This window comes from Streptomyces fructofermentans (genome assembly GCF_014651055.1).
In the GTDB taxonomy this organism is placed as follows: Bacteria; Actinomycetota; Actinomycetes; order Streptomycetales; family Streptomycetaceae; genus Streptomyces; species Streptomyces fructofermentans.
Window position 1 is genome coordinate 1 of record NZ_BMWD01000022.1, and the last position, 25,768, is coordinate 25,768.

22 protein-coding genes and 1 pseudogene are annotated in these 25,768 nt (G+C 71.5%); 6 read left to right on the plus strand and 17 right to left on the minus strand.

Annotated elements, in window-relative coordinates; translation table 11 throughout:
- Window positions 1-41 precede the first annotated feature (41 nt).
- The 9 genes and pseudogenes from IE265_RS26500 to IE265_RS26540 all read right to left on the minus strand — a co-directional run bounded on the left by IE265_RS26500 (window position 42) and on the right by IE265_RS26540 (window position 7,358).
- Window positions 42-518 (minus strand): helix-turn-helix domain-containing protein, encoded by a 477-nt coding sequence (locus IE265_RS26500; protein WP_190038210.1) that lies wholly within the window; start codon window positions 516-518, stop codon window positions 42-44.
- 18 nt (window positions 519-536) lie between these two features.
- The gene (locus tag IE265_RS26505; RefSeq protein ID WP_190038211.1) at window positions 537-1,607 is read right to left on the minus strand and encodes a zinc-dependent alcohol dehydrogenase family protein; all 1,071 of its coding nucleotides are present in this window, start codon (window positions 1,605-1,607) and stop codon (window positions 537-539) included.
- A gap of 323 nt (window positions 1,608-1,930) precedes the next feature.
- Window positions 1,931-2,491, minus strand: a complete 561-nt coding sequence (locus IE265_RS26510; protein ID WP_373303022.1) for a glyceraldehyde 3-phosphate dehydrogenase NAD-binding domain-containing protein — start codon at window positions 2,489-2,491, stop codon at window positions 1,931-1,933.
- 295 nt (window positions 2,492-2,786) lie between these two features.
- Entirely contained in the window at window positions 2,787-3,665 is an 879-nt protein-coding gene (locus IE265_RS26515) for a universal stress protein (protein WP_190038212.1), read from the minus strand.
- Between the two features lie 5 nt (window positions 3,666-3,670).
- On the minus strand, window positions 3,671-4,693 hold the full coding sequence (locus tag IE265_RS26520) for a zinc-dependent alcohol dehydrogenase (protein WP_190038213.1): 1,023 nt from the start codon (window positions 4,691-4,693) through the stop codon (window positions 3,671-3,673).
- A gap of 45 nt (window positions 4,694-4,738) precedes the next feature.
- On the minus strand, window positions 4,739-5,644 hold the full coding sequence (locus IE265_RS26525) for a universal stress protein (RefSeq protein WP_190038214.1): 906 nt from the start codon (window positions 5,642-5,644) through the stop codon (window positions 4,739-4,741).
- Between the two features lie 157 nt (window positions 5,645-5,801).
- Window positions 5,802-6,431 (minus strand): DoxX family membrane protein, encoded by a 630-nt coding sequence (locus IE265_RS26530; protein WP_190038329.1) that lies wholly within the window; start codon window positions 6,429-6,431, stop codon window positions 5,802-5,804.
- A gap of 157 nt (window positions 6,432-6,588) precedes the next feature.
- Window positions 6,589-6,732: pseudogene (locus IE265_RS38575) on the minus strand (pyruvate formate lyase family protein); the annotation flags it as partial.
- 107 nt (window positions 6,733-6,839) lie between these two features.
- Window positions 6,840-7,358 (minus strand): hypothetical protein, encoded by a 519-nt coding sequence (locus IE265_RS26540; protein WP_229916549.1) that lies wholly within the window; start codon window positions 7,356-7,358, stop codon window positions 6,840-6,842.
- A gap of 742 nt (window positions 7,359-8,100) precedes the next feature.
- On the opposite strand from IE265_RS26540, the gene IE265_RS26545 reads away from it, so the two are divergent.
- The 3 genes from IE265_RS26545 (at window position 8,101) to IE265_RS26555 (ending at window position 10,051) form a co-directional block, all read left to right on the plus strand.
- Window positions 8,101-8,565 carry a cyclic nucleotide-binding domain-containing protein gene (locus IE265_RS26545; RefSeq protein ID WP_190038216.1) on the plus strand — a complete coding sequence of 155 codons (465 nt, stop codon included), beginning with the start codon at window positions 8,101-8,103 and terminating at the stop codon, window positions 8,563-8,565.
- 51 nt (window positions 8,566-8,616) lie between these two features.
- On the plus strand, window positions 8,617-9,255 hold the full coding sequence (locus IE265_RS26550) for a CBS domain-containing protein (RefSeq protein WP_190038217.1): 639 nt from the start codon (window positions 8,617-8,619) through the stop codon (window positions 9,253-9,255).
- A 94-nt stretch (window positions 9,256-9,349) separates the two neighbouring features.
- Window positions 9,350-10,051 (plus strand): response regulator, encoded by a 702-nt coding sequence (locus IE265_RS26555; RefSeq protein ID WP_190038218.1) that lies wholly within the window; start codon window positions 9,350-9,352, stop codon window positions 10,049-10,051.
- A 564-nt stretch (window positions 10,052-10,615) separates the two neighbouring features.
- Here IE265_RS26555 and IE265_RS26560 read toward each other — a convergent pair.
- Window positions 10,616-11,380 carry an SDR family NAD(P)-dependent oxidoreductase gene (locus IE265_RS26560; RefSeq protein WP_190038219.1) on the minus strand — a complete coding sequence of 255 codons (765 nt, stop codon included), beginning with the start codon at window positions 11,378-11,380 and terminating at the stop codon, window positions 10,616-10,618.
- A 677-nt stretch (window positions 11,381-12,057) separates the two neighbouring features.
- A complete protein-coding gene (locus tag IE265_RS26565; RefSeq protein ID WP_190038220.1) occupies window positions 12,058-12,531 on the minus strand; it encodes a VOC family protein in 474 nt (157 codons plus the stop codon).
- A gap of 289 nt (window positions 12,532-12,820) precedes the next feature.
- On the opposite strand from IE265_RS26565, the gene IE265_RS26570 reads away from it, so the two are divergent.
- Complete coding sequence (locus tag IE265_RS26570; protein WP_190038221.1) at window positions 12,821-13,741, plus strand: NADP-dependent oxidoreductase; 921 nt, start codon at window positions 12,821-12,823, stop codon at window positions 13,739-13,741.
- 134 nt (window positions 13,742-13,875) lie between these two features.
- On the opposite strand, the gene IE265_RS26575 is transcribed toward IE265_RS26570, so the two are convergent.
- From IE265_RS26575 to IE265_RS26590, 4 genes are all read right to left on the minus strand, one after another.
- Window positions 13,876-15,429: a PTS transporter subunit EIIC gene (locus tag IE265_RS26575; protein ID WP_190038222.1), complete on the minus strand. Its 1,554-nt coding sequence runs from the start codon at window positions 15,427-15,429 to the stop codon at window positions 13,876-13,878.
- A 34-nt stretch (window positions 15,430-15,463) separates the two neighbouring features.
- The gene (murQ, locus tag IE265_RS26580) at window positions 15,464-16,405 is read right to left on the minus strand and encodes an N-acetylmuramic acid 6-phosphate etherase (protein ID WP_190038223.1); all 942 of its coding nucleotides are present in this window, start codon (window positions 16,403-16,405) and stop codon (window positions 15,464-15,466) included.
- Between the two features lie 198 nt (window positions 16,406-16,603).
- The gene (locus tag IE265_RS26585; RefSeq protein ID WP_190038224.1) at window positions 16,604-19,489 is read right to left on the minus strand and encodes an FAD-binding and (Fe-S)-binding domain-containing protein; all 2,886 of its coding nucleotides are present in this window, start codon (window positions 19,487-19,489) and stop codon (window positions 16,604-16,606) included.
- 292 nt (window positions 19,490-19,781) lie between these two features.
- On the minus strand, window positions 19,782-20,711 hold the full coding sequence (locus tag IE265_RS26590) for a MurR/RpiR family transcriptional regulator (protein ID WP_190038225.1): 930 nt from the start codon (window positions 20,709-20,711) through the stop codon (window positions 19,782-19,784).
- A gap of 280 nt (window positions 20,712-20,991) precedes the next feature.
- Here IE265_RS26590 and IE265_RS26595 point away from each other — a divergent pair, with 280 nt between their 5' ends.
- Together IE265_RS26595 and IE265_RS26600 are read left to right on the plus strand one after the other, a co-directional pair.
- Window positions 20,992-21,363, plus strand: a complete 372-nt coding sequence (locus tag IE265_RS26595) for a hypothetical protein (protein WP_229916551.1) — start codon at window positions 20,992-20,994, stop codon at window positions 21,361-21,363.
- 283 nt (window positions 21,364-21,646) lie between these two features.
- Entirely contained in the window at window positions 21,647-22,684 is a 1,038-nt protein-coding gene (locus IE265_RS26600) for a porin PorA family protein (RefSeq protein ID WP_190038226.1), read from the plus strand.
- Window positions 22,685-22,768: 84 nt separating this feature from the next.
- Here the strand turns inward: IE265_RS26600 and IE265_RS26605 are convergent, their stop codons facing one another.
- Window positions 22,769-23,245, minus strand: a complete 477-nt coding sequence (locus IE265_RS26605; RefSeq protein WP_229916553.1) for a (2Fe-2S)-binding protein — start codon at window positions 23,243-23,245, stop codon at window positions 22,769-22,771.
- Window positions 23,246-23,282: 37 nt separating this feature from the next.
- Window positions 23,283-25,613, minus strand: a complete 2,331-nt coding sequence (locus IE265_RS26610; RefSeq protein WP_190038228.1) for a molybdopterin cofactor-binding domain-containing protein — start codon at window positions 25,611-25,613, stop codon at window positions 23,283-23,285.
- Between the last annotated feature and the right edge of the window lie 155 nt (window positions 25,614-25,768).

A 25,768-nucleotide genomic window follows, 5' to 3' on the forward strand; every position in this document is an offset into this window, starting at 1 on the left:
CCGCACACCAACTACGCTGGCACAAGCCGCATAACCCGTGTTCAGGATTCGGGGTCAAGGCCCGGCGTCGCGCCGGCGGCCGTCCGGAAGACGATCGCGCCGTCGATGACGTCGTAGTTGACGGGCACGACGAGCGGTCCGTCGTCGGCGGCCACCGCGATCCGCCCCACACCGTGGGTACCGAGCCGGGCCTGGCACTCGCCGGCGTCAAGCTCCGTGAACTCAGGTGCGCGGGCGGCCTGTTCGCGGCCGGGCGGAAGCTCGGCCGTGCCGCCGGCGAGCTCCGCCACCGTGGTCTCCAGTGCCGCGGCGAGGCTTCTCAGCGTGCCGCGGTCCGGTGCGGCGTCAGGATGTTCCTCCAGGTGGCTCAGGTAGCTGAGTGCCACGCCGGCCCGGTCGGCCGTCTCGCGCCGGCTCAGGCCCAGTCGTGCGCGGCGCGCTGAGACACGGCGGCCCAGGTCGCCCCGAGGGCGCTCCTCCACCGTTGCCCCCGCATCGGCCGGAGTCCGTTCGGACATGGTCGTCGCCTCCCTCCGTCAGGTCGTGCCCACTGCCACGACGTCGTGCCGTTCTCCTCCGAGTACGACCTTCAGGGCGCCGGTGTCGGCGGCGCGGGCGAAGACGTCGTACGCCTCTTCCATGCGGTCGAGCGGGAAGGTGTGGGTGACCAGCCGCGAGGTGGGCAGCCGTCCGGCGGCGGCCATGCGCAGCAGGGTCGGGGTGGAGTGGGTGTCGACCAGGCCGGTGGTGATGGTGATGTTCTTGATCCACAGGTCTTCGAGGTGCAGGGTCGCCGGCTTGCCGTGCACGCCGACATTGGCGACGTGACCGCCGGGACGGACCATGCGGGTGCAGAGTTCGAAGCTCTCCGGAACCCCGACGGCCTCAATGACGACATCCGCCCCGAGCCCGTCGGTGAGGTCGGCGACCAGTTGCTCAGGGGCCTCACGGGCGTCGGCCACGGCGTCGGCTCCGAGCTCGCGGGCAGCCTCCAGCCGGGCCGGGACCAGGTCGACGGCGACGATCCGCTCGGGGGAGAACAGCCGGGCCGTGCTGATCGCGGCGAGCCCGATGGGCCCGGCGCCGACCACGACGACGGTGTCCCCGGGCCGCACGTGGCCGTTGAGGACGCCCACCTCGTAGGAGGTGGGGAAGATGTCCGCCAGCAGGACGGCGTCGGCACTGTCCATGGCGGCCGGCAGCGCGTGCACCGACAGGTCCGCGTACGGCACGCGGACGTACTCGGCCTGGGTGCCGTCGATCAGATGGCCGAGGATCCAGCCCCCGCCGCCCCGGCACTGGCCGTAGGCGCCCTGACGGCAGTAGTCGCAGCGCCCGCAGGCGGTGATGCAGGAGACCAGGACCCGGTCCCCGGGACGCACCGTCCGAACGTCGCCGCCAACCTCGACGATCTCACCGACCGCCTCGTGGCCGAGCACGGTACCTGGGCGCACCTCGGGCACATCACCCTTGAGGATGTGCAGGTCAGTGCCGCAGATGGTGACCGAGTCGACGCGTACGACGGCGTCGGTGGGCTCTTTGACGGCCGGGTCCGGGACATCCTCCCAGGCGGACTGTCCGGCGCCGTGGAACACGAAGGCTTTCATGTCGCTCCTCACCCCAGTTCTCGTTCCTCTGCGGGGCCCGGGGACCGGCGGTGAGGTGTCGACGACCGGTCGGGGACCGGTGTCGCCCGCCCGCCGGAATCGCCCCGCATGTCAAGCCTGGCCCTCGTGCGCGGGTGCCGCTTGGGCCGGTTGGTCCCTGTTTTCCGGCCGGCCGGGATCGAGACGCCACCCGTCCCGAGGGGTGTCCCAGGACCGACCGGAAGGACCGAAGAGGGCCCGTTCGGCCCTTCCGGACGTGTGTCGAAGCGGCTTCCGACCGGACGAGGTCGGCGACGGCGGCACCCACTCCATCCGGACGGTGGTCAGCCATCGGCGACCAGGGCGGTGGGGTCGCGGAGGCGGTGCGTGTCACCCCATGCGTTGTCGTGCCGGCCGAAGACCTTCACGAGCGTGCCGTCGGCCTGGATGAGTGCCGGGTCGAGGACGCGTGAGGCGGGGTCGCCGATGACGTCACGGCTCGGGCGGCGCCCGAACTGGTCGGGACGATGCTCAGAACCGCCGAGCGGGCCCGGCGCAGTGCATGAGGCGGCGGACACGATCCGGCCGCCGTGACAGTTGTAGGTGTCGTCGTTGTCGTCGTTGACTCCCATGACGATGGTGGCGTCCGCGTTCTGGCCCGGGCGGACAGCAGCACCGCGCCGCCCGTCCACGGTGATTGAGTTGTCGTCGTGGGCGACGTCGCATCCGATGTGTCCGAACGTCGAGTCGTGCTCGAGCAGATGGGCGAGCGTGGCGGGCGAGGCGATGTCGTTGACCGCGACCACCCCGACGTCCTGGGTGCCCGCCTCGGCACGCTCCAGGGCGGCTCGCAGGTAGGTGCGGCCGAGCCGGCCGAAGCCGTTGATGCCGACGCGTACGGTCATGGCGGTGCCCCCCCTGCGGGGCAGGTGTCTCGGACATCGCCGGTTCATTCGGCTGCCTCGGGCTGGTCGGTACCGTGCGCGCGGGTCCGATTCGCGTGGCGGGTACGGGGTTCAACCATCCGTCGGCGTACGGCGGCGCGGACCGGGGGCCGTCTACGCGGTCGGTGACGACGTCCCACCTCAGACGATGGATTCTGCCGCGCCCTCCGTACCGCCTACCGTCGCGTGATCTGCAAGCCTGGCCATGTCTCCGACCGCACGGTGAGCGGCTGAGCTGAGCAGCCGGTCCTGCCGGTCACACCGGCTCGGGCACGATGACGACCGGGCAGGCGGAGTGGTGCAACACGCCGTGGGCGACCCGGCCCAGCTGGAGTCCGAAGTGGCGTTGCCGGCGGCGGGCCCCGAGGACCAGGAGGTCGGCGTCACGTGAGGCGTCCACCAGAACGGTCCGGGCGTGGTCCTCGACCGTACGACGGCGCACCTCGACCCCGGCCGGGACGTCCTCAAGCGCCTTCTCCAGGACCTCGACCGCCTGCAGCTCGTGCAGCCGGGCGGGTTCCCCGGCGAGCAGCGGATGGTCGGTGGTCTCGTGCGCGGGGCAGCGCCAGGCCCGCACGGCCTCCAGCTCGACCCCGCGCCGCCGTGCCTCCTCGGCGGCGAAGCGCACCGCCGCCGAGGCCACCGGCTGCTCACCCACGCCCACGACCACGCGGCCGTGGATGACGGGCAGTGCCCCGTTGTCGTGGCTGCCGCGCACGACGACCACGGGGCAGTGGGCATGCCCGGCCATCGTCAGGCTCACGGATCCCAGCAGCGCCTCGGCCATGCCACTGCGGCCTCGGGTGCCGGTCACCAGGAGGAAAGCGCTGCGGCTCTCTCGTACCAGCGCGTACTCCGGATCCTCGGGCTGCACGTCGGTGGAGACCCTCACCTCGGGCCGACGGTTCGTGGCCCGCCGGGCGGCATTTGCCACGACGTCCTCGGCCGCCACCTGCTCGGACGGCTTGCCCAGGTCCGCCGCCAGGTGGGCGCCCTCGTAGCGCTCCCACAGCGAGGCGTACACCAGCCGCAGCGGCAGCCCGCGTACGACTGCCTCGTCGGCCGCCCAGTCCACGGCCCGCAGAGCGGGCTCGGAGCCGTCGACGCCGACGACGATCGGCAGGTCCGTCATCATGGCTGTCACCGCCCCACGACCAGGTCGAGGACGATGCGCGCCCTGACCTCACCGCGCAGCACCTCGGCGATGCACTCGTTGACGGAGGTCAGCGGGCGGGTCTCGCTGATGACTCGGGTCCGGCCCGCCGCGTGCAGCTGGAAGACCTCTGCGAGATCCTGCTGGGTGCCGACGATCGAGCCGATCACGCTGGTGCCGTTGAGGACGGTGTCGAAGATCGGCACACGGACCGTGCCATGCGCGGGCAGCGCCACCATGACCAGCTTGCCACCGCGCCGCAGCCCGGCGTTCACGGCCTCGAACGCGGCGTCGTCGACGGCGAGCGCGATCGCGGCGTGTGCGCCGCCGTGCTGCTTCAGGACCGCGCCGACGTCGTCCTTTCGGGCGTCGATGAGGATGTCGGCACCCAGTTCGGCGGCGAGTTCGAGCTTCTCGTCGGTGACGTCGACGGCCGCGACGGTGGCCCCGGCGATCTTCGCGTACTGGACGGCCAGGTGACCGAGCCCGCCGATGCCGGAGACGGCCACGAGCTGCGCGGGCTTCACCTCGGCGACCTTGAGCGCCTTGTACGTCGTGACGCCGGCGCAGGTCAGTGGGGCGGCGTCGACGGCGCTGACGCCGTCCGGCACGGGCTGCGCGAAGTCGGCCCACGCGAGCATCCTCTCGGCGTAACCACCGTCGCAGCCGTAGCCGGTGTTGACCTGCTGCTCGCACAGCGTCTCCCAGCCCGACAGGCAGTGCTCGCACCGCCCGCAGGCCTTGCCGAGCCAGGGCACGGCCACCCGCTGCCCGACGCTGAGGTGGGTGACACCGTCGCCGAGCTTCTCGACCAGGCCGACGCCCTCGTGACCAGGCACGAAGGGCGGGGTCGGCTTGACGGGCCAGTCGCCCTGGGCGGCGTGGATGTCGGTGTGGCACAGCCCGGAGGCCTCGACGCGGATACGGACCTGGCCCGGGCCGGGCTCGAGGTCGGGGCGGTCCTCGATGACCAGGGGCTCGCCGAAGGCTCGTACGACCGCTGCCTTCATGGGGTTCAACTCCTCGGGTTCCAGGCGGTTTTCGGGGGCGGGGCGTCAGTCGTGGGGGACGACGGCGACGGGGGCGGTGGAGTGGTGCAGGACGGCGTGGGCGACCGGGCCGATGTGGGTGCCGAACGGGTTGCGGCGGATCCGGCGGCCCACGACGACCAGGCAGGCCTCGCGGGAGGCGTCGACGAGGTGGTTGCCGGGGGTGCCGTAGAGGGATTCCTCGATGACCTCGACGTCCGGGTGCTTCTCTCGCCACGGGTGCAGGAACTCGGTCAGGGCGACGGTCTCGCGGCGGGCGAGGGCGTTGTGGAGTTCGAGGTCGGTGGCGAGGCCGTAGGCGTAGTACGGGGGCGGGTTCCAGCCGTGCACGACCCGCAGGGACGTGCGGCGGCGGGCCGCTGCCGCGAAGGCGAACTCGATCAGGGTCTCGTCGGGGCTCTCGAGGTCGAGGCCGAGGACGACGGGCCGGAACGGGGTCGCGGCGGACGGGATGCCCACCTGGTCCATCTCGTGCTCGTCGGCGGCCTGTTCGCCGGCCCGGACAAGAACGACCGGCCGCTCCGCGCGCGCCACCGTCGACAGGCCGACCGAGCCGACCATGAAGCCGCCGAGGCCACTCATTCCCCGCGAGCCCAGCACCAGCAACTCGGCGTCCTTCACCGCGTGAGCCAGCACGTCGCCGGGGTGGCCGGACAGTTGTTCAGTGGTGACTTCCAGGCCGGGGTGACGCAGCCGGATGCCTGCGGCCGCCTCGCGCGGAACACGCTCGGTCCAGTGCTGTTGCGTCTCGGCGCCGAGCAGCGGTGCCTGCGCCGCGGGAGCCGGCACTGGCTCCCACACGTGCACGAGCTTCAGCGTGAGGCCCAGCAGCCCGGCCTCACGGGCCGCCCACTCGGCGGCGGCCAGGCTCTCCCTCGAACCGTCGAGGCCGACGGTGATGGTGCGGGTCATGATCTCCACCTCTTGTGTCGGGGCTCCGATTCGAGCCTCGTCCCCGGACGAGGCCCTCGGCAGGGGCCGCAGGTCCCCGCCAAGGGCCGACCGGCCCCATCGGCCGGTGTTGCGGTGCGGCGGATCCATGGGCCCGGTACGCCGCTCCTCTCGCGGATCAGCGCAGCCAGGGGCTGCGGCGGACGAGCGGGAGCTTCGCCCACAGCCGGCCGAGGCCGAGGGTGTCCCCGGCGGAAGCGGCGGCCAGGGCGATCAGAACGACGGCGTAGACGACGTGGTACTCGGCGAACGGGTTCGTCGACATGCTGGGCGAGCCGTCGGAGAGGTGCTGGGCGGGCGGCCACTCGGCGACCCACATCAGCGCCATCATCAACGTGCCGACGACGGCCGCGAAGCGCAGCGCCACACCGGCGATCAGCGCGACGCCGATCCCGAGCAGACCCAGCATGAACAGCCAGTCGGCCCACGCGGCCCCGGCCCAGTCGTGGAAGGTGGACTCCATCGGCCCGGCGGCGACACCGCTGAGGAAGCCCTTCGTGGGCGAGCCGCCGTCGATCCAGCCCTTGCCGGAGGAGGTGGCGTAGCCGAGGCCGAAGGTCTTGTCGAGGAACGCCCACAGGAAGACGAACCCGGTGAGCAGGCGCAGGGACGCGAGAACGTACGCCCGCGCGGTGTGCGTGTCGCTGAGTGTCGACGCGGCGGACTCGGAGGGGGAAGCGTTCCTGATCCTGCGGAAGGACAGCAGGTGGAGGCCCGAACTCCGGTGCGAGGGCTCGTGCACGGCCATGGCGGTGATCCCTTCGGTGAGGGTGGAGGTGGGGAGCGACTCGGTCACTGTCTGACGTCCCTCACTCTCGTCTTGTGACACCGCTGCCGCCGGATGCCGAAGGTCCGCGACCGTTGGGCCGAACGGCCCTGTCCTCCGGGCCCGTTGGGGTCCACGGCTCGGCCGCGGCCGAGTAGCCGAGGTGGAACCACTGCACGGCCTCGTGAGCGGTCGCGGCGGGACGGGAGACGTCACAGCCGTACGCGGCCGCCATCCGCGCCAGCTCGCCCAACGCTCGCGCCTGCTCCTTGAGTTCCTCCTGAACCCAGCACCTCCAACCCAGCCAGTACCCGGTTACACCCCGACATGACCGGGAGCCACCCACCGGCGGATTGCCAGGTCAGCCTCGCAAGGCCGGCACGCAGGAACTCAGCAGTCGTAGCGGTGGACCGTGGGCCAGTCGGGACAAGCACGGCAGACGAAGACGTAGACACCGCCCGCGTCGCCCATGTCCATCCCGTGGCTGTCGTCCCGCAGAGTGTCGGACACCTCCCAGCCGGAGCCAGGACGAGTCCGTTCCTCGACCGGGAGCCACCGCCCACACGACTCACTCGCCGAGATCGTCAGGAGGTGCTCCATTCGTTCGCCGCAGACACAGTGGGGCCAACTTGGAGCCTGGGTCCAGCCCGGATAGCCGCCGACCTTGCTCTGGTTGGTGGTGAACGCGTCGTAGTAGGAGATACCCGTGGTCTCCTCCAACTCGTCGCTCCACTCCCCGACGCGTTCGGACAGGTCCTCCGGCATGTCCCAGTTCGGGAACTCGGTGACCTCGGTGGGGTGCACCACGCAGGGCCGGGGCACGTACTCATCGTCGAACTCGTACGGCTGCGGCACCTCGTCCAGAAGCCGCCCGGACGCGACCTCGGCGGCGGAACGCCATCGGAGCACAGGCACAGGCGACCACTGATCGTGCTCAGAGTGAATCAGCGGGCACCAAAGCACCTGGAGTACTTCAGTGCCGGCTGGAAACGCCAGCGCCGGAACATCGCGAGCAAACAGCTGAAGCACCGGCACCATCGCCACGGGGTCCGGCCCCACCACCGCGCAGTCGCGCGCAGGGTTGTAGTGGTCGGGTGCGGCACGCGTCGGCCATGGTTCGTCAGCCGGCCACAGCAGCGGTCCCCCGAGCGAACTCTCCCGCCGGCCGGGAGAGCCGCCACGCGGGTACAGCAGAGTGGTGGACCGGGCATGCGAAAGAAGTTCCGGAAGGTGCTCCGCGATATCGAGCGGGGGTGGTGGAACGGTGAAACTCATGAGGCCTCCAAACCGCCGCATCGTAACGCGGGCCACAGACACCATCCGGGGGCCGCCCAGGAACAAGCCGAGCCTCAACACGCGCCCGATGAAGGCCAGCGGCACAGTTGGCATGAATGGCACACAAACAGGCCCTCAGGCTGGTCTCCACCATGCGCAGACCGCCGTTCGGATGATCGCGCGCTTGAGTGGGGCGTCGGTCTGCAGACCGACGATCAACTCCCTTCGTGGTCGATCCAGCCGGGGGCGTGCCTCGACCACGGCTCCTCGTGGGAGCCGAGCGGCCCGGCCGTAGGACCGAAAGGCCCATAGCCCCCCGCCGGGCATCGGACACACGCTGGTCATGTCAGTTCCACACCCATCAGGGAGGCCAGCCGTGATCCCCACTCCCACCCCCACCATGCTGCGAGCCCTGCCCGCGGAGCACCGGCAGCGGCTCATGCGCTTCGCCCGCGAGGTATCCGTCCCCCAGGGGACGCGCCTGTTCGAGGAGGGCGGAAAGGCCGACCGGTTCTGGATCATCCGCACCGGCACCGTCGAACTCGACATGCACGTGCCCGGGCGCCGCGCGGCCGTCGTCGAGACCCTCCGTCACAACGAACTCGTCGGCTGGTCCTGGCTGTTCGGGCCGCACGTCTGGCACATGGGCGCCGAGGCGACAACCCCGCTGCGGGCGTACGAGTTCGACGCCACGGCCGTACGGCTGATGTGCCAGGAGGATCCGGCCCTGGCCGGCACCATCACCCAGTGGGTCGGCGACGTGCTCGCCCACCGCCTGCGCTCCGCCCGGACGCGGCTCCTGGACCTGTACGCACCCTACGGCTCCGGCGCCCACGCCTGAGCCCGGCAGAGCACCGAGGACCGGAGACCGGGAGAGGCAGAGGGAACCACGATGCACGGCACCCCGCACGTCGTCGGCGACCCCATGACCCGACTGGTCACCGCGGTCGACCGCCGAACCACCTTCAAGGAGATCGTGCGGATGATGCAGGACTGGAAGGTCAGTGCCCTGCCCGTCCTGGAGGGTGAGGGGCGCGTCGTGGGACTCGTCTCCGAGGCCGACCTGCTGCCCAAGGAGGAATTCCGCGGCAGCGACCCCGACCGCCACACCCCACTGCGCCGACTGTCCGACCTCGCGAAGGCCGGCGCTGTCACGGCGGAAGAACTGATGACCGCCCCGGCGCTCACAACTCGCCCCGAAGCCACGCTCGCCGAGGAGGTCCGCCGCGAGGTCGTGTCCTACCTCTTCCCGCCACCGGAATCGGCGGTCCGCGTCCAGGTGCGCGACGGCGTGGTGAAGCTGACCGGCCGGGTCCGGGACACCTCCCTGGTCCCCGTGGCGGCCCGCCTGGTGCGCGCCGTCGAGGGCGTGGTGCACGGTTACCCCCGGTCACTTCGAGCCTGCCGCAGCCTCCGGCACCGTCGTGCGTCCGTCCCGGAAGAAGGCCGCTCGCGACCGGGCCCGGGTGCCGGACCGGGCCACGGGTCCGTGACCGCATGGGCGGCAGGGGTACGTCTCGAAACCCAGTAGGGCCGGTCGGCCCTAGCACATTCAGTTCCGGCGAGCGATGATCGTCGGCACGGGCGACCCGCAGCCCGTACGCCACCGGGGACGAGGGGCCGTCATGACCGAGACACGCACCTTCACGGAGCAGAGCCCGATCCGTGTCTTCCTGCTCGACGACCACGAGGTAGTACGACGCGGCATCACCGACCTGCTCGACGCCGAGCCGGACATCTCCGTGATCGGCGACGCCGACTCCGTCGAACGCACCCTGGTCCGCGCTCCGGCGCTGCGTCCGGATGTCGCCGTGCTCGACGTACGGCTCCCGGACGGCGACGGCATCACAGTCTGCCGGGAACTACGCAGCGCAATGCCGGAGCTGGCCTGTCTGATGCTGACCTCGTTCGACGACGAGGACGCCTTGCTGGACGCCATCATGGCCGGAGCCTCCGGCTATGTCCTCAAGCAGATCAGGGGGTCCGACCTGGTCTCGGCGGTCCGAACGGTCGCCTCGGGCCAGTCGATGCTGGACCCCGCGACAACCGCCCGGCTGATGCGATCGCTGCGCGCCGATCCCGCGGAGGCACCGGCGCTGGCGCCCGAGCTGGCGAGCCTGTCGCCCCGGGAGCGGGACATCCTGGCCCTGATCGGCGAGGGCCTCACGAACCGCGAGATCGGAAAGAAGCTCTACCTCTCCGAGAAGACCGTCAAGAACCACATCTCCCGCCTACTGGCCAAGCTCGGCGTCCAGCGCCGTGTCCAGGCCGCGGTCCTCGCCTCCCACCTGGAGCAGCCGGACACCGGCGGACACCCCAGTAGGTGAGTAGTCGGCGCAGGGACCGTCCGGAGCCGCGATCGGCAGTACGGCCCTGCTTCGTCTCCCACGCCGGTAGCCATCCTGAGAACGCCTCTCTCCGCGGACGTGACCGCTCCGCCGATCCGCCGATCCGCAACACCCGGCCTGGCGGCTGTGGCCCGCCCCGGTTGCATACGGATACCCCCCTCCCGCACCTCGGCCCGTCGGACCTCCTTGCCCGAGCTCCGGATCGCCGGCACCGCGACCCGGTCACTGAGGCGCGGCGTCGCCCTTTCGCACCTTGCCCGAACAAGGGCGCGGCATCGGTACCGGCACGGATGCCTGCGGCCCTCCGGCGGGCCTGTTGTTCGATGGCGATCCGGTGTGCGGCCAGGATGCTGATCGTGCGCGGCCCGGAGTGTGGGGCGCTCCGGAGCGTGCAGTCGGCGTGCCGGGGAGACGCATGGCGCACCCTGTGGCAGTCCGCAGTGGGGCAGACGACGGCTCAGATCCGGTCGGAACGACCGGCGGGTCCGTCAGGCTCCTCGGCTGCCGACAACAGGTGGAGGTGGGCACTGATGCGTGACGGGTTCACCAGGCACTCGCTCCGCCATCGACCGCGTAGTTGGCGCCGGTGATGAACGACGCCCGGTCGGACGCGAGGAAGGCGGCCAGTTCGACGATCTCCTCGGGCTGCGCGAAACGCTTGAGGAGCGTCTTGCTGGTGATGGCGTCCCTCATGGCCTGGTTGTCGCCCAGGTCGCGGTCGCTGGCGGGGGTCAGCACCGGGCCGGGGCTGATGGCGACAGCGCGGATTCCGTGGGCGGCGCCTTCGAGGGCGAGTTGCCGTGTCATCCCGATGACACCGGCGTTGGCCGCGGTGTGGGCGACCATCGGTGGCGTGGTGCCTGCGATCATGCCTGCCTCGGAGGCCACGTTGATGATGACTCCGCCGCCTCGGCGGACGAGGTGCGGCCAGGTGTACTTCGAGACGAAGAAGGGGATGTCGAGTTCGCCGGCCACTGTCGCCCGCCAGTCGTCGACGGAGAAGTCGGGCATGGGGCCGAAGCGCTGCAGCGCCGCGTTGTTGTAGACGACATCGAGCCCGTCGTACGCCGCGGCGGCGTCCTCGGCCATCCGGCGGACCTGGTCCGGGTCGGTCAGGTCGACCGGCGCGATGCTCGTCATGGCGCCGCCCGCCCGGCGCACGAGGCCGGCGGTCTCCTCATTGGCGTCGGCCTGGATCTCAACCCCGATGATCTTCGCGCCTTCCCGGGCGAAGACCTGCGCGGCGACGCGTCCCATGCCTCCTCCGGTGCCGGTGATGAGCACTACCTTGCTGTCGAGGATTCCCACGGTTCCCTCCTGCTTTCGGTACCTGTTCTGCGGGCCGGTGGATGTGAGACGCGTACGCGCCGGCAGCGGCCGACCGGAGCCACCGCCGGGCCGGGCCGTGAAGCGGAGCCACGTGGCGCCGGAAGCGGCAGGGCCGGGAGCCGGTGCGCCCCGGAGGTCTTCGAGGACCTGCCGAAGTACGGTCCGCGCCGCTCAGGTCCCGTGGACCGCCCCGTACGGACACCTTCCGGCCCGGCGAGTGACGGCTTCGGCGCCTTCCGCGGTTCGGTCGGGGACAGCCGTCCTGGAGGCCGTCGGACAGCGGCCCGCGATGCGTGCCTGGCCGGGCAGGTCGTGGTTGACGGTTCCGCGGGCGTGGTTGTGGAAGAGCACGCCCTTGTCGTCGTGGAAGGCCTCGCCGACCTCGACGCCCCGCTCCAGGAGCTCCCGGCGGGCCGCCTCGATGTCGGTGACGATGAGGTACCCCGGCTCGGCGGAGGTGAGGCCCTTGCCGAAGATGATCGACGCCTCGGATCCCGGCGGCGTGAGACGGACCGCGCTCCCGTCAGCGTCTTCGCGGCCTCGAACGGCACCTCAGCCGAACGCGGCCCCTCCCCGGTCACGGGCCCGCGCACACACCACCCGCACAGGGGCCGTACGCCATCTCTCACTCCGCCAGGCGGCGCCGGCGTGCGGGTTCAGCGGCCGGGGGCCCGCTGGGAGACCTCCTGCAGCACCCACCCGTTGCCGTCGGGGTCGCTGAAGGTGGCGAACGAGCCGTAGGAGGCCCGGTCGGGGTGCACGCCGGCCTGGCGTCCCTGCCCCGCCAGGTCGTGCACGATCTCGCCGCCCTCATGGCCGTGGAAGATCAGCCCGCCTCCGTCGTGGAACACCTCGCTCACCTCGATCCCGCGTTCCACGAGGTCCTTGCGCGAGGCCTCGATGTCGGGCACGACCAGGTACAGGCCCTGGCTGGAACCCGGCGCGGCCGCGGTGAGCCCCTTGCCGATCATGATCGCGCACTCGGATCCGGGCGGCGTGAGATGCACGGCCCTCCACTCGGCGGTGGCTTCGACGTCGAGGTCCAGACGGAACCCGACCTTCTCGTAGAACTCCTTCGCCCGGTCGACGTCAGAGACCGGCAGCACGAGGAGTTCGAGTTTGAGGTCCATACCTCCAGTCACTCTCCTGGCCCCGCTTCTCGCAACTGCAAGCACCTTCGATCCGACGGCCTCCCGCCTGCGGTTCGGTGCCGGCGTGCGGCGCCATGTCGGGTCCAGGTCCGGTGGACAGCGCTTGCGAGGAGCCAGGAGTGCCGGTAGACGCGGCAGCAGACCCCACTGCGGGCGGGCCCGTGCCGGGCATCCACGGGAGGCAGCGGGCCGACGCGATAAATAGGCTGGCGTGACAGGCGCGCGCATCCCTCGGACATTCATCGGACATTCGCGAAAAGGAACAGTTATGCAAGCCATCACCGCCTCGGACCGCGATGCCGGCGTCAGCGGGCTGGCCCTGACGGAGCTGCCGCATCCCCATGCCTCCGAGAACGACGTCGTCGTGCGGGTGCACGCCGCGGGATTCACGCGCGGTGAACTGGACTGGCCCGGGACGTGGTCCGACCGCGCGGGCCGCGACCGCGCTCCGAGCGTGCCGGGGCACGAGGTGTCGGGCGTCGTGACGGAACTCGGCTACGGGACCACCGGGCTCACAGTCGGCCAGCGGGTCTTCGGTCTCGCCGACTGGACCCGCAACGGCTCACTGGCCGAGTACGTCGCCGTGGAGGCCCGCAACCTCGCCCCGCTTCCGGCGGATGTCGACCACACGGCGGCGGCCGCGCTGTCGATCTCCGGACTGACCGCCTGGCAGGGACTGTTCGACCACGCGCGGATCGTGACCGGGCAGACCGTCCTGGTCCACGGCGCGGCGGGCGGTGTCGGCTCGGTGGCGGTGCAGCTCGCGGTGGAGGCGGGAGCACGTGTGATCGGCACCGGTCGGGCCGCCGACCGGGACTACGTCCTCTCGCTGGGCACGCACACGTTCCTGGACCTCTCGGGCGACTGGCCGGCGCGGACCGGTGAGGTCGACGTGGTGTTCGACGCGATCGGCGGTGACGTGCTGGACCGCTCGGCCGCCCTCGTTCGCGCCGGCGGCACCCTCGTCACGGTCGCCCAGCCGCCGACCGTCCGGCCCCGCGACGGACGGGCCCTGTTCTTCGTCGTGGAACCCGACCGTGCGCGCCTGCAGGACCTGGCGCAGCGGCTGCGGGACGGGCGGCTCACCGTGCGGGTGGGCGCGGTGCGCCCGCTTGCCGAGGCGGTCGCCGCCTTCACTCCCGGCCAGCGCGTCCCCGGACGGACGATCATCCGGGTCACCGAGGACTGAGGCGACCCCGGCACAGCGTCCCTGCGCCGGGGTCGGGGGCGGTCCCGATCCACCGGCGGTGGCCGTGCGAGGGGATACGGAAAGGAACACAGCTGCTGCCCCCGCCGTTACGGCGGGGGCAGCAGCTGTGTTGGTCAACCGGCCGAAGCACCTGCCGGCGCGGCCGGTGTCGTCGCCGGGGCCGTTCCGTCGACGGCCGGGGTGGAGGTGAGAACCGGCTCGGACGGTGCGGGCGCGACATTGAGTTCGGCGAGCATCGTCTTGGTGAAGCCGAAGTAGTACGTGGCGAGGAAGCCGCCGAGGTAGCCGACGAGGAGGCCCGCGGCGTAGACGGCAACCGTCCGGCCCAGGCCGTGGTCGCCGTCGAGCAGGGGGAAGAGCGCCCAGCCCGAGGGGCCGATCGCGGTGGAGCCGACGTCGGTGCCCAACTGGTTGAACAGTCCGACGAACGCGCCGCCGAGGGCTCCGCCGGTGCAGGCCGTGATGAACGGGCGGCCGAGCGGCAGCGAGACGCCGTAGATCAGCGGCTCGCCCACACCGAGGAACCCGGGCCACAGGGCCGACTTGATGGTGGTGCGGATCGAGGTGTTGCGGTGCAGGCGGAAGTACACGGCGATGGCCGCGCCGACCTGGCCCGCGCCGGCCATCGCGAGGATGGGCAGCAGCACGGTGTAGCCCTGCTGTTCGATCAGAGTCGTGTGGATCGGGATGAGCGCCTGGTGCAGGCCCAGCATGACCAGCGGCAGGAACAGGGCGCCCAGGATCAGTCCGGCGCCCGCGCCGCCGTGTGCGAGCAGCCAGTTGGCGCCTTCACCGATCTTCGCGGAGACCTCACCGGCGAGGAACATGAGCCCGAAGAGGGTGGCGAGGCCGGCCACGAGCACGGTGATCGTCGGGGTGACCAGGACGTCGATGGACACGGGGACCCAGCGACGGCACCACTTCTCGACCTGCACGGCGAGCCATGCCGCGCCCAGGGCGCCGAGGACTCCGCCCTGTCCCGGGGAGAGCTGCTGGCCGAAGGCTTCGACGTTGGCCACGCCCGCGTAGACGATGATGGCGGCGACGGCGCCGCCGAGGATGGGTGTGCCGCCGAACTCCTTGGCGGTGTTGTAGCCGACGAACACGGCGATCAGTGCCATGAATCCGGAGGCCATCGCGGCGAGGGCGGGGGTGATTCCGGGCAGCCAGCCGAGGTTCACCAGGAGGCCGTTGAGGCCCGCGATGATGCCGCAGCCGATGAGTGCGGGAATCAGCGGCACGAAGATGTTCGCGATCCGGCGCAGCAGCAGTTTGAAGGGGGTCGCGTTCTTCGCCTTGCGCTGGGCGCGCAGTGCCGCGCCCTGCGCGGCGAGTTCCTCGGCGGTCACGGGCTCGCCGCCGGCGTCGGGTGCGTTCCCGCCGCCGGGTGCGGGGGCCTCGGCGCGCTCCTGCTCGGCCAGGGCCTCGAACTCGGGGGTGACGCGGGCGACGGTGCCGGGTCCGAGGACGATCTGGTAGGTGTCGTCCTCGACGACGCCCATCACCGCGGGCAGTGCCTTGAGCTGTTCTTCCTGCACCAGGGACCGGTCGTGCAGGCCCAACCGGAGCCGGGTCATGCAGTGGGCCACCGACGCCACGTTCCGCGCACCTCCGACGAGGGGGAGGATGGCTGCCGCGGTGTCGCGGTACTTGTTCTCGTTCGCCATGAGATCGGCCTTGCTGTGAGTATCGGCTGGTGCGTCAGGCTGCTGCGGCTTCGAGGGCCTTGCGCAGATGTCCGTGCGCGTCCTCGAGAAGGTGCTCGGCCGTCCGTGCGTCGACAGCTCCGCGCAGGGTGAGGATGGCGTTCTTGACCTCGCCGCCGGTGGCGGTGAGGGCTTCGGCGATGGCCTCGTCGGAGGCGTCGGTGGCGAGGCCCACGATCCGGTGGGCCCGGGCCCGGAGCTTCTCGTTGGAGGCGCGCACGTCGACCATCAGGTTCCCGTAGGTCTTGCCGATCCGGATCATGGTGATCGTGGAGAACATGTTGAGCACCAGCTTCTGCGCGGTGCCCGCCTTGAGCCGGGTGGAGCCGGTCAGGGTCTCCGGGCCGACCACGATCTCGATGCCGTGCTCGGCGGCTGCGGCCAGCGCGCTGTCGGCGTTGCAGGACAGCCCCACCGTGAGCGCGCCGAGGGACCGTGCGTGGCGGACGGCCTCGACGGCGTACGGGGTGCGGCCGGAGGCCGAGATGCCGACGACGGTGTCCTCGGGGGACAGGCCGAGTGCGTCCAGGTCCTGGCGGGCCGCCTCCTCGGAGTCCTCGGCGCCCTCGACGGCCGTGACCATGGCGGCCGGCCCCCCGGCGATGAGGCCCACGACCTGTGAGGGGTCGGTGTTGAAGGTGGGCGGGCATTCGGAGGCGTCCAGGACTCCGAGCCGTCCGGCGGTGCCGGCGCCCGCGTAGATGAGGCGGCCGCCGCGGGCCATCCGCTCGGCGATGCCGTCGATCGCGGCGGCGATCTCGGGGAGTCGGCCTTCGACGGCGGTGGTGACGGTCGCGTCCTCGGCGTTCATGTGGCGGGCGAGGTCCAGCGTGGGGAGGCGGTCGATGTCCGCCAGTTCGGGGCGGTGTGCCTCGGTGGCCATGGTGGCCAGCTGGTCACGCAGTCGGCCGTTTCCCACGGCGTCTTGGGTGGACATGAACGTTCACGGCTCCTGTCGTGCGGACATTTCGGTGGCTTGGGTGGTTCTGTTGTGTTTCCGTCATACGTGACCGGGAGTGGTTCCGGCGGGCTCGTGTGACACGAGAGACAGTGACGAAACTTTCTTTCATCTTGCCCCGGCAAGATGAAACATATTTTCAGCCAGGTGGCTCGTCAAGCCCCCTTCGGCCGTGAATCAGTGCGCTTCGGCGCCCTCCCCGCCAGGAGAGGTCGCCTCGTCGAGGAGTTCGAGGATGTGCCGGTAGGGGCGCCCGGTGGCCCGGGTCATCCCGATCTCGCAGGTGCGGTTGCACGAGGCGTACGCGTCGTACGACCGTTCGTTGACCTCCGCGGCCTGGCGGGCCGTGGCCGCCGCGGTCACCTCCGGATGCAGCAGCCCCCGGTCCCCCGCGAAGGCGCAGCAGCCCCAGGAGTCGGGCACGACGACGTCCCCGCTGAGGGCGGCGGCCACCGTCCGCAGCGCGCCCTCGGCTCCCAGGTGGGTGGTCGAGCAGGTGGGATGCAGGGCCAGCGCTCCCAGTGGCCGCACGGCGGGCAGGGCGGGCAGCAGGCGTTCCGCGGTGAAGACCACACTGTCCACGAACCGCAGCGCCGCGTAGCGGGACCGTTCCGCCTCCGGCAGGACCTCGGCCAGCCGTTCCAGACCGTGCGTGCAGGAGGAGGCGTCGCAGACGACCGGCAGCCTCCCGTGCCCGGTCGCGTCCCACAGGGCGTCCAGCGTGCGGACCGCCATCGTCCGGTGGCCCTTCGTGTAGCCCTTGGACTGCCAGGGAGTACCGCAGCACAGGCCACCCAGCTCGTCCGGCACGGCCACGGGCACACCCGCCCGAGCGCACAGGCGCAGGAACGCGTTCGCCGATCCCGCGGTCCGGCCGGCGCCCTCCTCGGGTGCGAAGAGGCTGCCGACGCAGGCGGCGAAGAACACCGCCTCGGCCTCGGCGGGATGCCGCGGCGCGGGGCGGGCGGGGCCGCTGCGCGGCATGTCCTGGGTCCAGGACGGAACCAGTTCCCCGGCGCCCAGCCCGCGCACCGCCCGGGTCGCGGCGCGGGTGACGGGCAGCGGTAGGGCGTGGGCGGCGTCCAGCATCGTGCGCACGCCCGTGACCGCGCCCTGCCAGTGGCGTGCGACCCGGTCGGCGACGCCCTGCGCCACCTTGCCGTGCTGGTCGGCGCGCAGCCGTTTCATGACCTCGCCCGTGTCGATGTGGACGGGGCAGGCGGTGACGCACAGGCTGTCGACCGCGCAGCTGGCGACGGCCGCGTAGGCGTAGTCGTCCTCCAGGGCGCGCTGCCTGTCGGTGTCGCCCTCGGCCTCGGCGAGGGCGATCTCGCGCAGCAGCGCGATGCGCTGACGCGGTGTCGTGGTGGCGTCGGCCGTGGGGCATACGGGTTCGCAGTAGCCGCATTCGACGCACGCGTCCACGGCCGGGTCGACCTCCGGAACACTCTTGAGGTGACCGAGATGTGCCCGGGGGTCGTCGTCGAGCAGCACTCCGGGGCTCAGCACCTGGCCGGGGTCGCACAGCCGCTTCAGTTCGCGCATCACCCCGTAGAGCTCGTCGCCGTACTGGCGCCGGACGAAGGGCGCCATCGCGCGGCCCGTGCCGTGCTCGGCCTTGAGCGTCCCGCCGGCCTCCAGGACGAGGTCGACCATGTCGTCCGTGAAGCTCGCGTACCGGTCCAGTTCCCCGCCGGAGTCGAAGTCCTGGGTCAGCATGAAGTGCAGGTTCCCGTCGCGCGCGTGCCCGAAGATCACCGCGTCGTCGTAGCCGTGCCGGGCGAACAGGTCGATCAGGCCCTCGCTCGTGGTGGTGAGCCGTTCCATGGGCACGGCCACGTCCTCCAGCAGCGCCGTCGTACCGGGCCTGCGGGCTCCGGCGACCGCGGTGTAGAGCCCCTTGCGCAGCCGCCACAGCCGGCCGCGCTCGCCCGGGTCCCGCGTGAGCGCGGCGGGCGTCAGGGTGGGCAGGCGGCGCAGCGCCGGGAGGGCGGCGGCGACGGTGTGCTCGAGTTCCTCGGCACTGTCTTCCGCGAACTCGACGAGCAGCGCCGCGTGGCCGGTCACCGTGAGGCCGCGCAGGGCTTCCACCGGCTCGGCGGAGCGCTGTGCGACCCGCAGGGAAGCGGCGTCGAGGAGTTCCACGGTGCGGGCACCCGCGGCGACGAGCGCGGGCAGGGAGTCGGTGGCTTCGGCGAGCCCGGGCAGTACGAGGAGTCCCGTGGCGGTGTGCGGCAGGAGCGGGACAGTGCGGAAGACGGCCTCCGCGACGAAGCCGAGCGTGCCCTCGCTGCCGATCATGAGGTGGGCGAGGATGTCGGCCGGCGTGGAATGGTCGAGGAAGGAGTTCAGGCCGTACCCCATGGTGTTCTTCATCGCGAACAGCCGCTCCAACGTGGCCCGTGACGCGGCCGAACCGCGGACCTGCTCCCGCAGTCGCAGCAGCCCCGCGTGCAGGGCCGGCTCCCGCGCCCGCAGAGCCTGGTCGGCGTCGGCGTCCGCGGTGTCGACGACACTGCCGGAGGGCAGCACGAACCGCAGGGACTCGATGGTGCGGTAGGCGTTGTCCTGCGTGCCGCAGTTCATGCCGCTGGAGTTGTTGGCCACCAGGCCGCCGATGGTGCAGGCGCTCTCGCTCGCCGGGTCTGGGCCGATTCTGCGGCCGTACCGGGTGAGCCTGGCGTTGGCCTGGCGGACGGTCAGCCCCGGCCCGAGACGGATCCGGTGCCCGTCGTCGAGGATCTCCGCGGTGCGCCAGTGGGCGCGCACGTCGACCTGGATGCCGTCGCCTCCGGCCTGGCCCGCCAGGCTCGTGCCGCCCGAGCGCAGGGTCAGCGGGATGCCGGCCGCGCGGGCTCCGGCCATCAGCGCGCCGACCTCGCCCGCCGACGCGGCACGGACCACCGCGCGCGGGGTGAACAGGTAGGGGGACGCGTCGTGGGCGGCCGAGATCCGGCGGGGCAGCGCGGTCGACACCCGCGCCGGGTCGCTGACGCACGAGGCGAGCAGTTCGGCCAGGTCCTGGTCCGAGTCGGGTCGGTGAAGGGATGTGGGGTGGCTCATGGCTCCTCGGCGCCGCCGGTTCGGCGCGGGACGACGGTGATGGCGGGTCGCGGCGACGGGCTGCGCGACGGCACGGGGTTCCGGGGCCGCGCGGTCCGCGATCGGTGGTGCCGCGGCGTTCCGGGAGTATCCGGATCCGCGACACGGTATGTCAATAATTTACGCCTGAATACGTGAAGCGTAATTTAGTAACATTCACCGCTCGGACGTGCCCCGCCGAGGGCCGAGCAGGGAGCTGGGGACGGACCCGAGGACCGCTCGGCGCACGAACGGACCGCAGTCCCGAAGGGGACTAAGGGCGACGCCGACGGCGCCGCTGCACCGCCGTGTACGTCTCGTGGAGCGCCGCAGCGGAAGCCTCGTAGGAGCGCTGCGCCACCGCGACGAAAAGGCAGTCGACCAGCGCCAGCTGGGCGATCCGGCTGACCGTGGCGCCCGACCGCAGAGGGGTCTCTCGCGCCGAGGTGGTGAGGACGAGGTCGGCCGCCTCCGCCAGGGCGGACTGCGGGAAGTTCGTGAGCGCGACGGTCGTCGCTCCGCGGGCGGCTGCCGTCGCCAGCGGGTCGACCGTGTCCTCCGTCTCCCCCGAATGGGAGATGCCGATCGCCACGTCACCCGGACCGAGCAGCGCCGTCGCCGTCAGGGCGGCATGGACGTCCGTCCACACGAACGCGATCCGCCCGATCCGGTGCAGCTTCTGGTGAAGGTCCTGGCCCACGAAGGCGCTGGCCCCGACGCCGAAGATGTCGATGCGCCGGGCGGCGGCGATGGCGTCGACGGCTCTCCCGAGGACCGCGGGGTCCACGCTGCGCACCGTCTCCTCGAGTGCGCGAACCTCGTTGTAGATGACCTTCTCGACGACCTGGTCCAGCGTGTCGGCCGGATCGATGTCCGCCCCCAGTTCCGGCCGCCCTCCGCCGACAGCCCTGTCGTGCGCCACCGCGGCGGCCAGAGCGAGCCTCAGCTGGGGATAGCTGGCGAAACCGAGCGTTCGGCAGAAGCGCAGCACGGTGGCGGCCGAGGTCGACGCCCTGTCCGCCAGCACGCCGATCGACAGTTCGGAGCATCCGGCGGGGTCCGCGACCACGACCTCGGCGACCCGTCGCTCCGAGGGCGGCAGCGACGGCCGGGCAGCACGAATCCTGCTGAGGGCATCGATTCCCGCGCTGCCCGCCGGGTCCCGCTCGGGAGCTCGCCCCTCAAGTCCGGCCCTGCGGCTCATCGACCTACTCCTGCACGGCGCGAGAGGAAGGTGGGGCCGCCTGCGCCCGTCTTCCCGTCCATTGACAAGGGAACCATAAGGCACTTCCACGTCGTGGGGCCTGGCCGGGCAGGCCGTCGGGCCGTGGGCGGGAGCGGTCGCCTGCGGGTTCTGAGCACCATCGTCAGCCGGCAGCCCCGGGAGAGTCGGCGCGAAACAGGAACCGGCGGGTGGCCCCGCCTCGTGGGCCCGGTGCCGCTGTCCGGGACCACCCGGTCGGCCGAGGGGGGATGATCCCGCCATGGACAGGATGCTTGATCTTGACGAGGTGGCTGCGGTTCTGGCCGACCAAGCGGTGGGCTGGAGTGAGGCCGGCCTCGAAGTGGGCCGGGTGACCTGGAGGGACGGGAGGGCGCCGTGGCCCCAGCCCCTGGAGACCGACAGGGCCCGCGTCCATGACCCCGACTCGGTCGGCGTGGCCGTCTCCGGTCCGGGAGAGGCCGAGCTGTCGGTCGTGGTGTTCCGGGGCGGCTGGGCCGACGTGGACTTCATCGCCGACCTCGACGACGCGGGTTCCCTCCCCGCCTCGGACATCGCTTCGGCTTCGGATTTCGAGGCCAGGATGAGTCACTGGGTCGCTCGTGTCTTCGGGGTCCCCGGCGGCACTCGGTAGGTGCCGGCCGCCCGTCTCCGTTCGGCCGGCGGGCGGGCGAGTCAGCGCCGGTTCTCCGCGACTGCGGGTCACTTAGCGAGCGCTCGGTAACTGTCGGACACGCTGCCCCTGCAGGACGTCGGTCTCTGGCTCAATAGCCGTGAGAACAAAGGCTTTTGGAGTTCCCTTCCAGAGTATTGACCGTCCGTCACACTCCCTCTAACTTACTTAGCGTTCGCTAAGCAGAGGAGACCGGTCCCGGTCGAGCGGCAGCCCGTCAGCATCCCGCCCTGAGGAGAACGCCATGCGCAAGAGCAGCTGGATCCTGACCGGGACGGCCGTGGTCCTGGTGGCCGCGTCGGCGGTCACACGGTTCGGCGTCTATCCCGGCCTGCACCAGATACCGTCCGACGCGGACAGCACGTTCCACTACAAGGGCACCGCGTCCCTGCTCAACGCCCCCGCCCTTGAGGCCGGTGACCGCGCCGACGCCTTCCTCCGCGGGCTGCCGGTGACCCTGGACCGGCGCGTCGCCGTACGGGACACCAGCGGCCGGACGGCCGTCGTGCTCGACCACGCGGTGCTGCGGGGGCCGCAGGGCAAGCCGTTGAACAGCGCCAAGCACACCTGGGCGGTGGACCGGCGCACCCTCGTGGAGCGTCCGGCACCGGCCGGTTCCGGCGCGGAGAAGCACACGGGCCTGGTCGTCTCCTGGCCGCTGAACCCGGAGAAGCGCGAGTACCGCTTCTGGGACACCGGCATCCGCAAGGCGGTGCCCGCGCGGTACACGGGGCAGGAATCGGTGGCCGGCCGCGACGCCTACCGGTACGACGTCACAGCCACGGGCCCGCTCGCGGACCCCGCCACTGTCGAAGCACTGCCCGAGGTCCTCCCCCGCGGTGCGGTCGCGGCACTCACCGCGGCGCTGCCGGAGGCCCAGCGGCCCGACAAGGCCGCGCTGGCGGCCCTGCCGGATGCCGTGCCGCTCACGTACACCTCCACGACCGAGCGCACAGGCTGGGTCGACGCGAAGACCGGGCTGGCGCTGAACGGCTCGCTGCACCAGAGGGTGCTCGCGCAGACGAAGGGTGCGGACGGCCCGGTCACCCTCTTCCCCGTGACGGACATAGCCGTCAAGGGAGTTGCCGCCTCAGTGCGCGAACAGGCCCACGACGCCTCGGTCGCGCAACGCGCGTGGTGGTGGCTGAGCACCGGCGTCCCGCTCGGGCTGCTCGTCGTCGCGGCCCTGCTGACGGTCCTCTCGGTCCGGTTCGCCCGCCGCCCGGGCGGCGGCCGCCGTACGGCAGAGGACGAGCCCGAGGGCGCCCCGTCGGCCGCCTGAGAAGAAGGCAGGCCGGCGGACCCGTCCCGGTGACGGCTCCGCCGGCCTGCGTACGGCTTTCCCACAGGCCCCCTCCTCGCGGCCTCACATCCTCGTCGCGGCGTCCTTGACGGCTTGGCGGATACGAACGTAGGTGCCGCACCGGCAGATGTTGCGGATGCCGTCGAGGTCCTCCTCGGTCAGCTCGCGCCCTTCCCGCGCGACCCGACGCACGAGGGCGACGGCCGCCATGATCTGGCCCGGCTGGCAGTAGCCGCACTGGGACACGTCGTGGTCGAGCCACGCCTGCTGCATCGGGTGGAGGTCCGTGTCGACGGTGTCCGCGAGCCCCTCGATGGTGGTGACCTCGTCGGTCGGCTGCACGTCCCCCACGGGGATCGCGCAGGGGTTGACCGCCGTGCCGTTGAGATGGCTGGTGCACGCCTTGCAGACGTTGATGCCGCAGCCGTACTTGGGGCCGGTGACCCCCAGGATGTCGCGCAGGACCCACAGCAGCCGCATGTCGTCGGGGACGTCGACGGTGACCTGCTCGCCGTTGAGGCGGAATGTGCGCTCGGGCACGGAGACTCCTTGCATCGGTGGCCCGTCGGCAGACAGGTCAGTGGGCGTGGTCCAGGCCGTCCGTCGGCGACTGGGGAATCGGCGGCACGGTCGGCATGGGCACGAACGACAGCGTGCCGTGGTTGATGGGGAAGGCGGTGGGCATCGTGCCGGTGGCACGGCCGTACGCGCAGGCGACGGCTGCCATCGACGCGGCGACACCCAGTTCTCCGGCACCGCCGGGAGTGCCCGTGCTGGTCGGCATGACGAAGATCTCGAGTTCCGGTGGTGTGTTCCACTGCCGGGTGTAGAAGTAGTTGTCCCAACTGGCCTCCAGGAAGTACCCGTCGCGCAGGTGCAGGCTGGAGGTCAGGGTCTGGGCGATGCCGTCCATGAGGCAGCCCATCATCTGGGCCTCCAGGCCACGGGGGTTGACGGTGAGGCCCACGTCCACGGCGCAGACCGCTCGTGTGACCCGCGGTCCGGTCACACCGTCGCGGATGGGCCGGTTGACGGTCTCGGGCCGGCAGTCGATCTCCACCAGCACGGCGCTGACGGAGTGGTACTCGGAATGGAGGGCGATGCCCTGGGCGGTACCGCTCGGCATCGCCCGGCCCCACCGGCCTGCCGAGGCGACCTTGTCCAGCACGGCTCTGGTCCGCTCGTCCTTGAGGAAGGCGCGCCGGAACCTGTAGGGGTCCTTGCCCGTCTTCGACGCCAGTTTGTCGATGACGAGTTCACGGGCGCAGGTCACGTCGGGAGAGTAGACGTTGCGCATGCTGCCGGTGTTGAAGCCGCCGTCCGTCTCGTTGAGCAGCCGGCTGTCGGTCCCGAAGTCGTACGGCATCGACTGGGAGAGCACGAAGAAGGTCTCGGAGAAGCCGAGATCGGCCACCGGAAGCCTCGCGGCCAGGGCCGTCACGATCTCGCCGAAGCCGTGGCCGAGGTCGGTGGACACGCTGGTGTGCCGCTGGCGGTAGCCGAGGACGGCGTCTCCGAGGTGGTCGATGCGCACCCGGGAGGTGGCCATCGGATGGGCCCGCCCCTGGCGGGTGTCGTCGGCACGGTGCCACATGAGTTTGACCGGCTTGCCGGTCTTCCGGGAGATCTCGACGGCTTCCAGTGCGGCGTCGAAGAAGAGCTTGCGCCCGAAGGAACCACCGCCCTGGATGACATGCACGGTGACCGCGCCGAGCGGCAGGCCGAGCTTGGCGGCGATCGCCTGCTTGGCCACGATCGGGGATTTGAGGCTCGCCCAGATCTCGGCGCTGCCGGGCCGTACGTCGGCGATGGCGCAGTTGGTCTCCAGAGCGCTGTTGCCGCGGAAGTGGAAGGTGAATTTCGCCTCCACGCTCGGAGTCAGCGGCGGTGGCCCCATGGGAAGTTCCGCGGCTTCCAGCTCCTTGAGCACGGACTGGTCGGACTTGCCTTCCGCGGTGCCGGGCCTCCAGGACACCTTCAACGCGCGTACCGCGTCGATGCACTGGCCGAAGGTGCGGGCGCGCACCGCCACGCCGGTGGGGATCACCGTGACGTCGGTGACTCCGGGCATGGCGAGGACGGCGGCGGTGTTGGCCACCGAGCGGACCGTGCCGTTGAGGGTCGGCGGGCGGCACACCATGGTCGGGGCGGCGCCGGGGACGGCGAGGTCCATCGCGAACTTCTTGCGCCCGGTGACCGCGTCGAGGGCGTCGAGGCGGCTTCGGGGGGTGCCGATGACGGTGAACTGTCCGGGCGCCTTGAGGTCGGCGGTGACCCGCTGGGTGCGTACGGCCGCGGCTTTCACGGCCAGGTCGCCGAAGGCGACGTTCCTGCCCCCGGGTCCGGTGATGACACCGGCCTCTACGGCGAGTTCGTCGACGGCGGCGCCCAGTTCGGTCGCGGCGGCCGCCAGCAGGCGTGCCCGTGCGATGGCCGCGGCCACTCTGACCGGGGTGTATGTCGCAAGGGTCGTATTGGACGCGCCGGTGAGCTGGTTGAAGACGAGTTCCGGTCGCGCGTCGGCGAGTGTGATGCGTACCTGTTCGAGTGGTACGTCCAGCTCCTCGGCGATCAGCATGGCCGTCGAGGTGGTGATGCCCTGGCCGACCTCGGCCCGTGGCAGCGCGAAGGACACCGTGCCGTCCTGGTTGACCTGGACCGTGATGAGGCCGGCGGTCGGGGCCGTCGCCAGGGTCATCAGGTCGTTGAGGTCGACGATCTCGGTGAGGTCCGCCGAGGGCACGGCGGCCGTCGCGGTGTCGGCGGTGGCGGCGGAGGCCGGTGGGGCGGGCAGGAGTTCGGCGGCGGCCACCAGCGTGGGCGCCGCCAGTATGTAGCCGAGAAACCGCCGCCGGCCCGGGGTGGGGCCGTCGGCGGTCGGTTGGGGCTCACGGTGGGCGCCGTTCATCGGCGGCCTCCTCGGACGTTTTCCTGTGCCGGCGCTCTGGTCGGCGTCGTCGGTGTCTCCATGTGCGGGTCGGCTCCGGTGGTCGTGGCGTGTCGGAGGGGGGCTGCCAGGGGCGGCAGGGGATGGTCGCCCCTGGCAGCGGGGTCCGGCGCGAT

What these genes read in the sequence shown, in the direction of transcription:
- IE265_RS26500 (WP_190038210.1), bottom strand. Translation starts at nt 518, where the DNA reads ATGTCCGAACGGACTCCGGCCGATGCGGGGGCAACGGTGGAGGAGCGC.
- IE265_RS26505 (WP_190038211.1), bottom strand. Translation starts at nt 1,607, where the DNA reads ATGAAAGCCTTCGTGTTCCACGGCGCCGGACAGTCCGCCTGGGAGGAT.
- IE265_RS26510 (WP_373303022.1), bottom strand. Translation starts at nt 2,491, where the DNA reads ATGACCGTACGCGTCGGCATCAACGGCTTCGGCCGGCTCGGCCGCACC.
- IE265_RS26515 (WP_190038212.1), bottom strand. Translation starts at nt 3,665, where the DNA reads ATGATGACGGACCTGCCGATCGTCGTCGGCGTCGACGGCTCCGAGCCC.
- IE265_RS26520 (WP_190038213.1), bottom strand. Translation starts at nt 4,693, where the DNA reads ATGAAGGCAGCGGTCGTACGAGCCTTCGGCGAGCCCCTGGTCATCGAG.
- IE265_RS26525 (WP_190038214.1), bottom strand. Translation starts at nt 5,644, where the DNA reads ATGACCCGCACCATCACCGTCGGCCTCGACGGTTCGAGGGAGAGCCTG.
- IE265_RS26530 (WP_190038329.1), bottom strand. Translation starts at nt 6,431, where the DNA reads ATGGCCGTGCACGAGCCCTCGCACCGGAGTTCGGGCCTCCACCTGCTG.
- IE265_RS26550 (WP_190038217.1), top strand. Translation starts at nt 8,617, where the DNA reads ATGCACGGCACCCCGCACGTCGTCGGCGACCCCATGACCCGACTGGTC.
- IE265_RS26555 (WP_190038218.1), top strand. Translation starts at nt 9,350, where the DNA reads ATGACCGAGACACGCACCTTCACGGAGCAGAGCCCGATCCGTGTCTTC.
- IE265_RS26565 (WP_190038220.1), bottom strand. Translation starts at nt 12,531, where the DNA reads ATGGACCTCAAACTCGAACTCCTCGTGCTGCCGGTCTCTGACGTCGAC.
- IE265_RS26570 (WP_190038221.1), top strand. Translation starts at nt 12,821, where the DNA reads ATGCAAGCCATCACCGCCTCGGACCGCGATGCCGGCGTCAGCGGGCTG.
- IE265_RS26575 (WP_190038222.1), bottom strand. Translation starts at nt 15,429, where the DNA reads ATGGCGAACGAGAACAAGTACCGCGACACCGCGGCAGCCATCCTCCCC.
- murQ (WP_190038223.1), bottom strand. Translation starts at nt 16,405, where the DNA reads ATGTCCACCCAAGACGCCGTGGGAAACGGCCGACTGCGTGACCAGCTG.
- IE265_RS26585 (WP_190038224.1), bottom strand. Translation starts at nt 19,489, where the DNA reads ATGAGCCACCCCACATCCCTTCACCGACCCGACTCGGACCAGGACCTG.
- IE265_RS26590 (WP_190038225.1), bottom strand. Translation starts at nt 20,711, where the DNA reads ATGAGCCGCAGGGCCGGACTTGAGGGGCGAGCTCCCGAGCGGGACCCG.
- IE265_RS26595 (WP_229916551.1), top strand. Translation starts at nt 20,992, where the DNA reads ATGGACAGGATGCTTGATCTTGACGAGGTGGCTGCGGTTCTGGCCGAC.
- IE265_RS26600 (WP_190038226.1), top strand. Translation starts at nt 21,647, where the DNA reads ATGCGCAAGAGCAGCTGGATCCTGACCGGGACGGCCGTGGTCCTGGTG.
- IE265_RS26610 (WP_190038228.1), bottom strand. Translation starts at nt 25,613, where the DNA reads ATGAACGGCGCCCACCGTGAGCCCCAACCGACCGCCGACGGCCCCACC.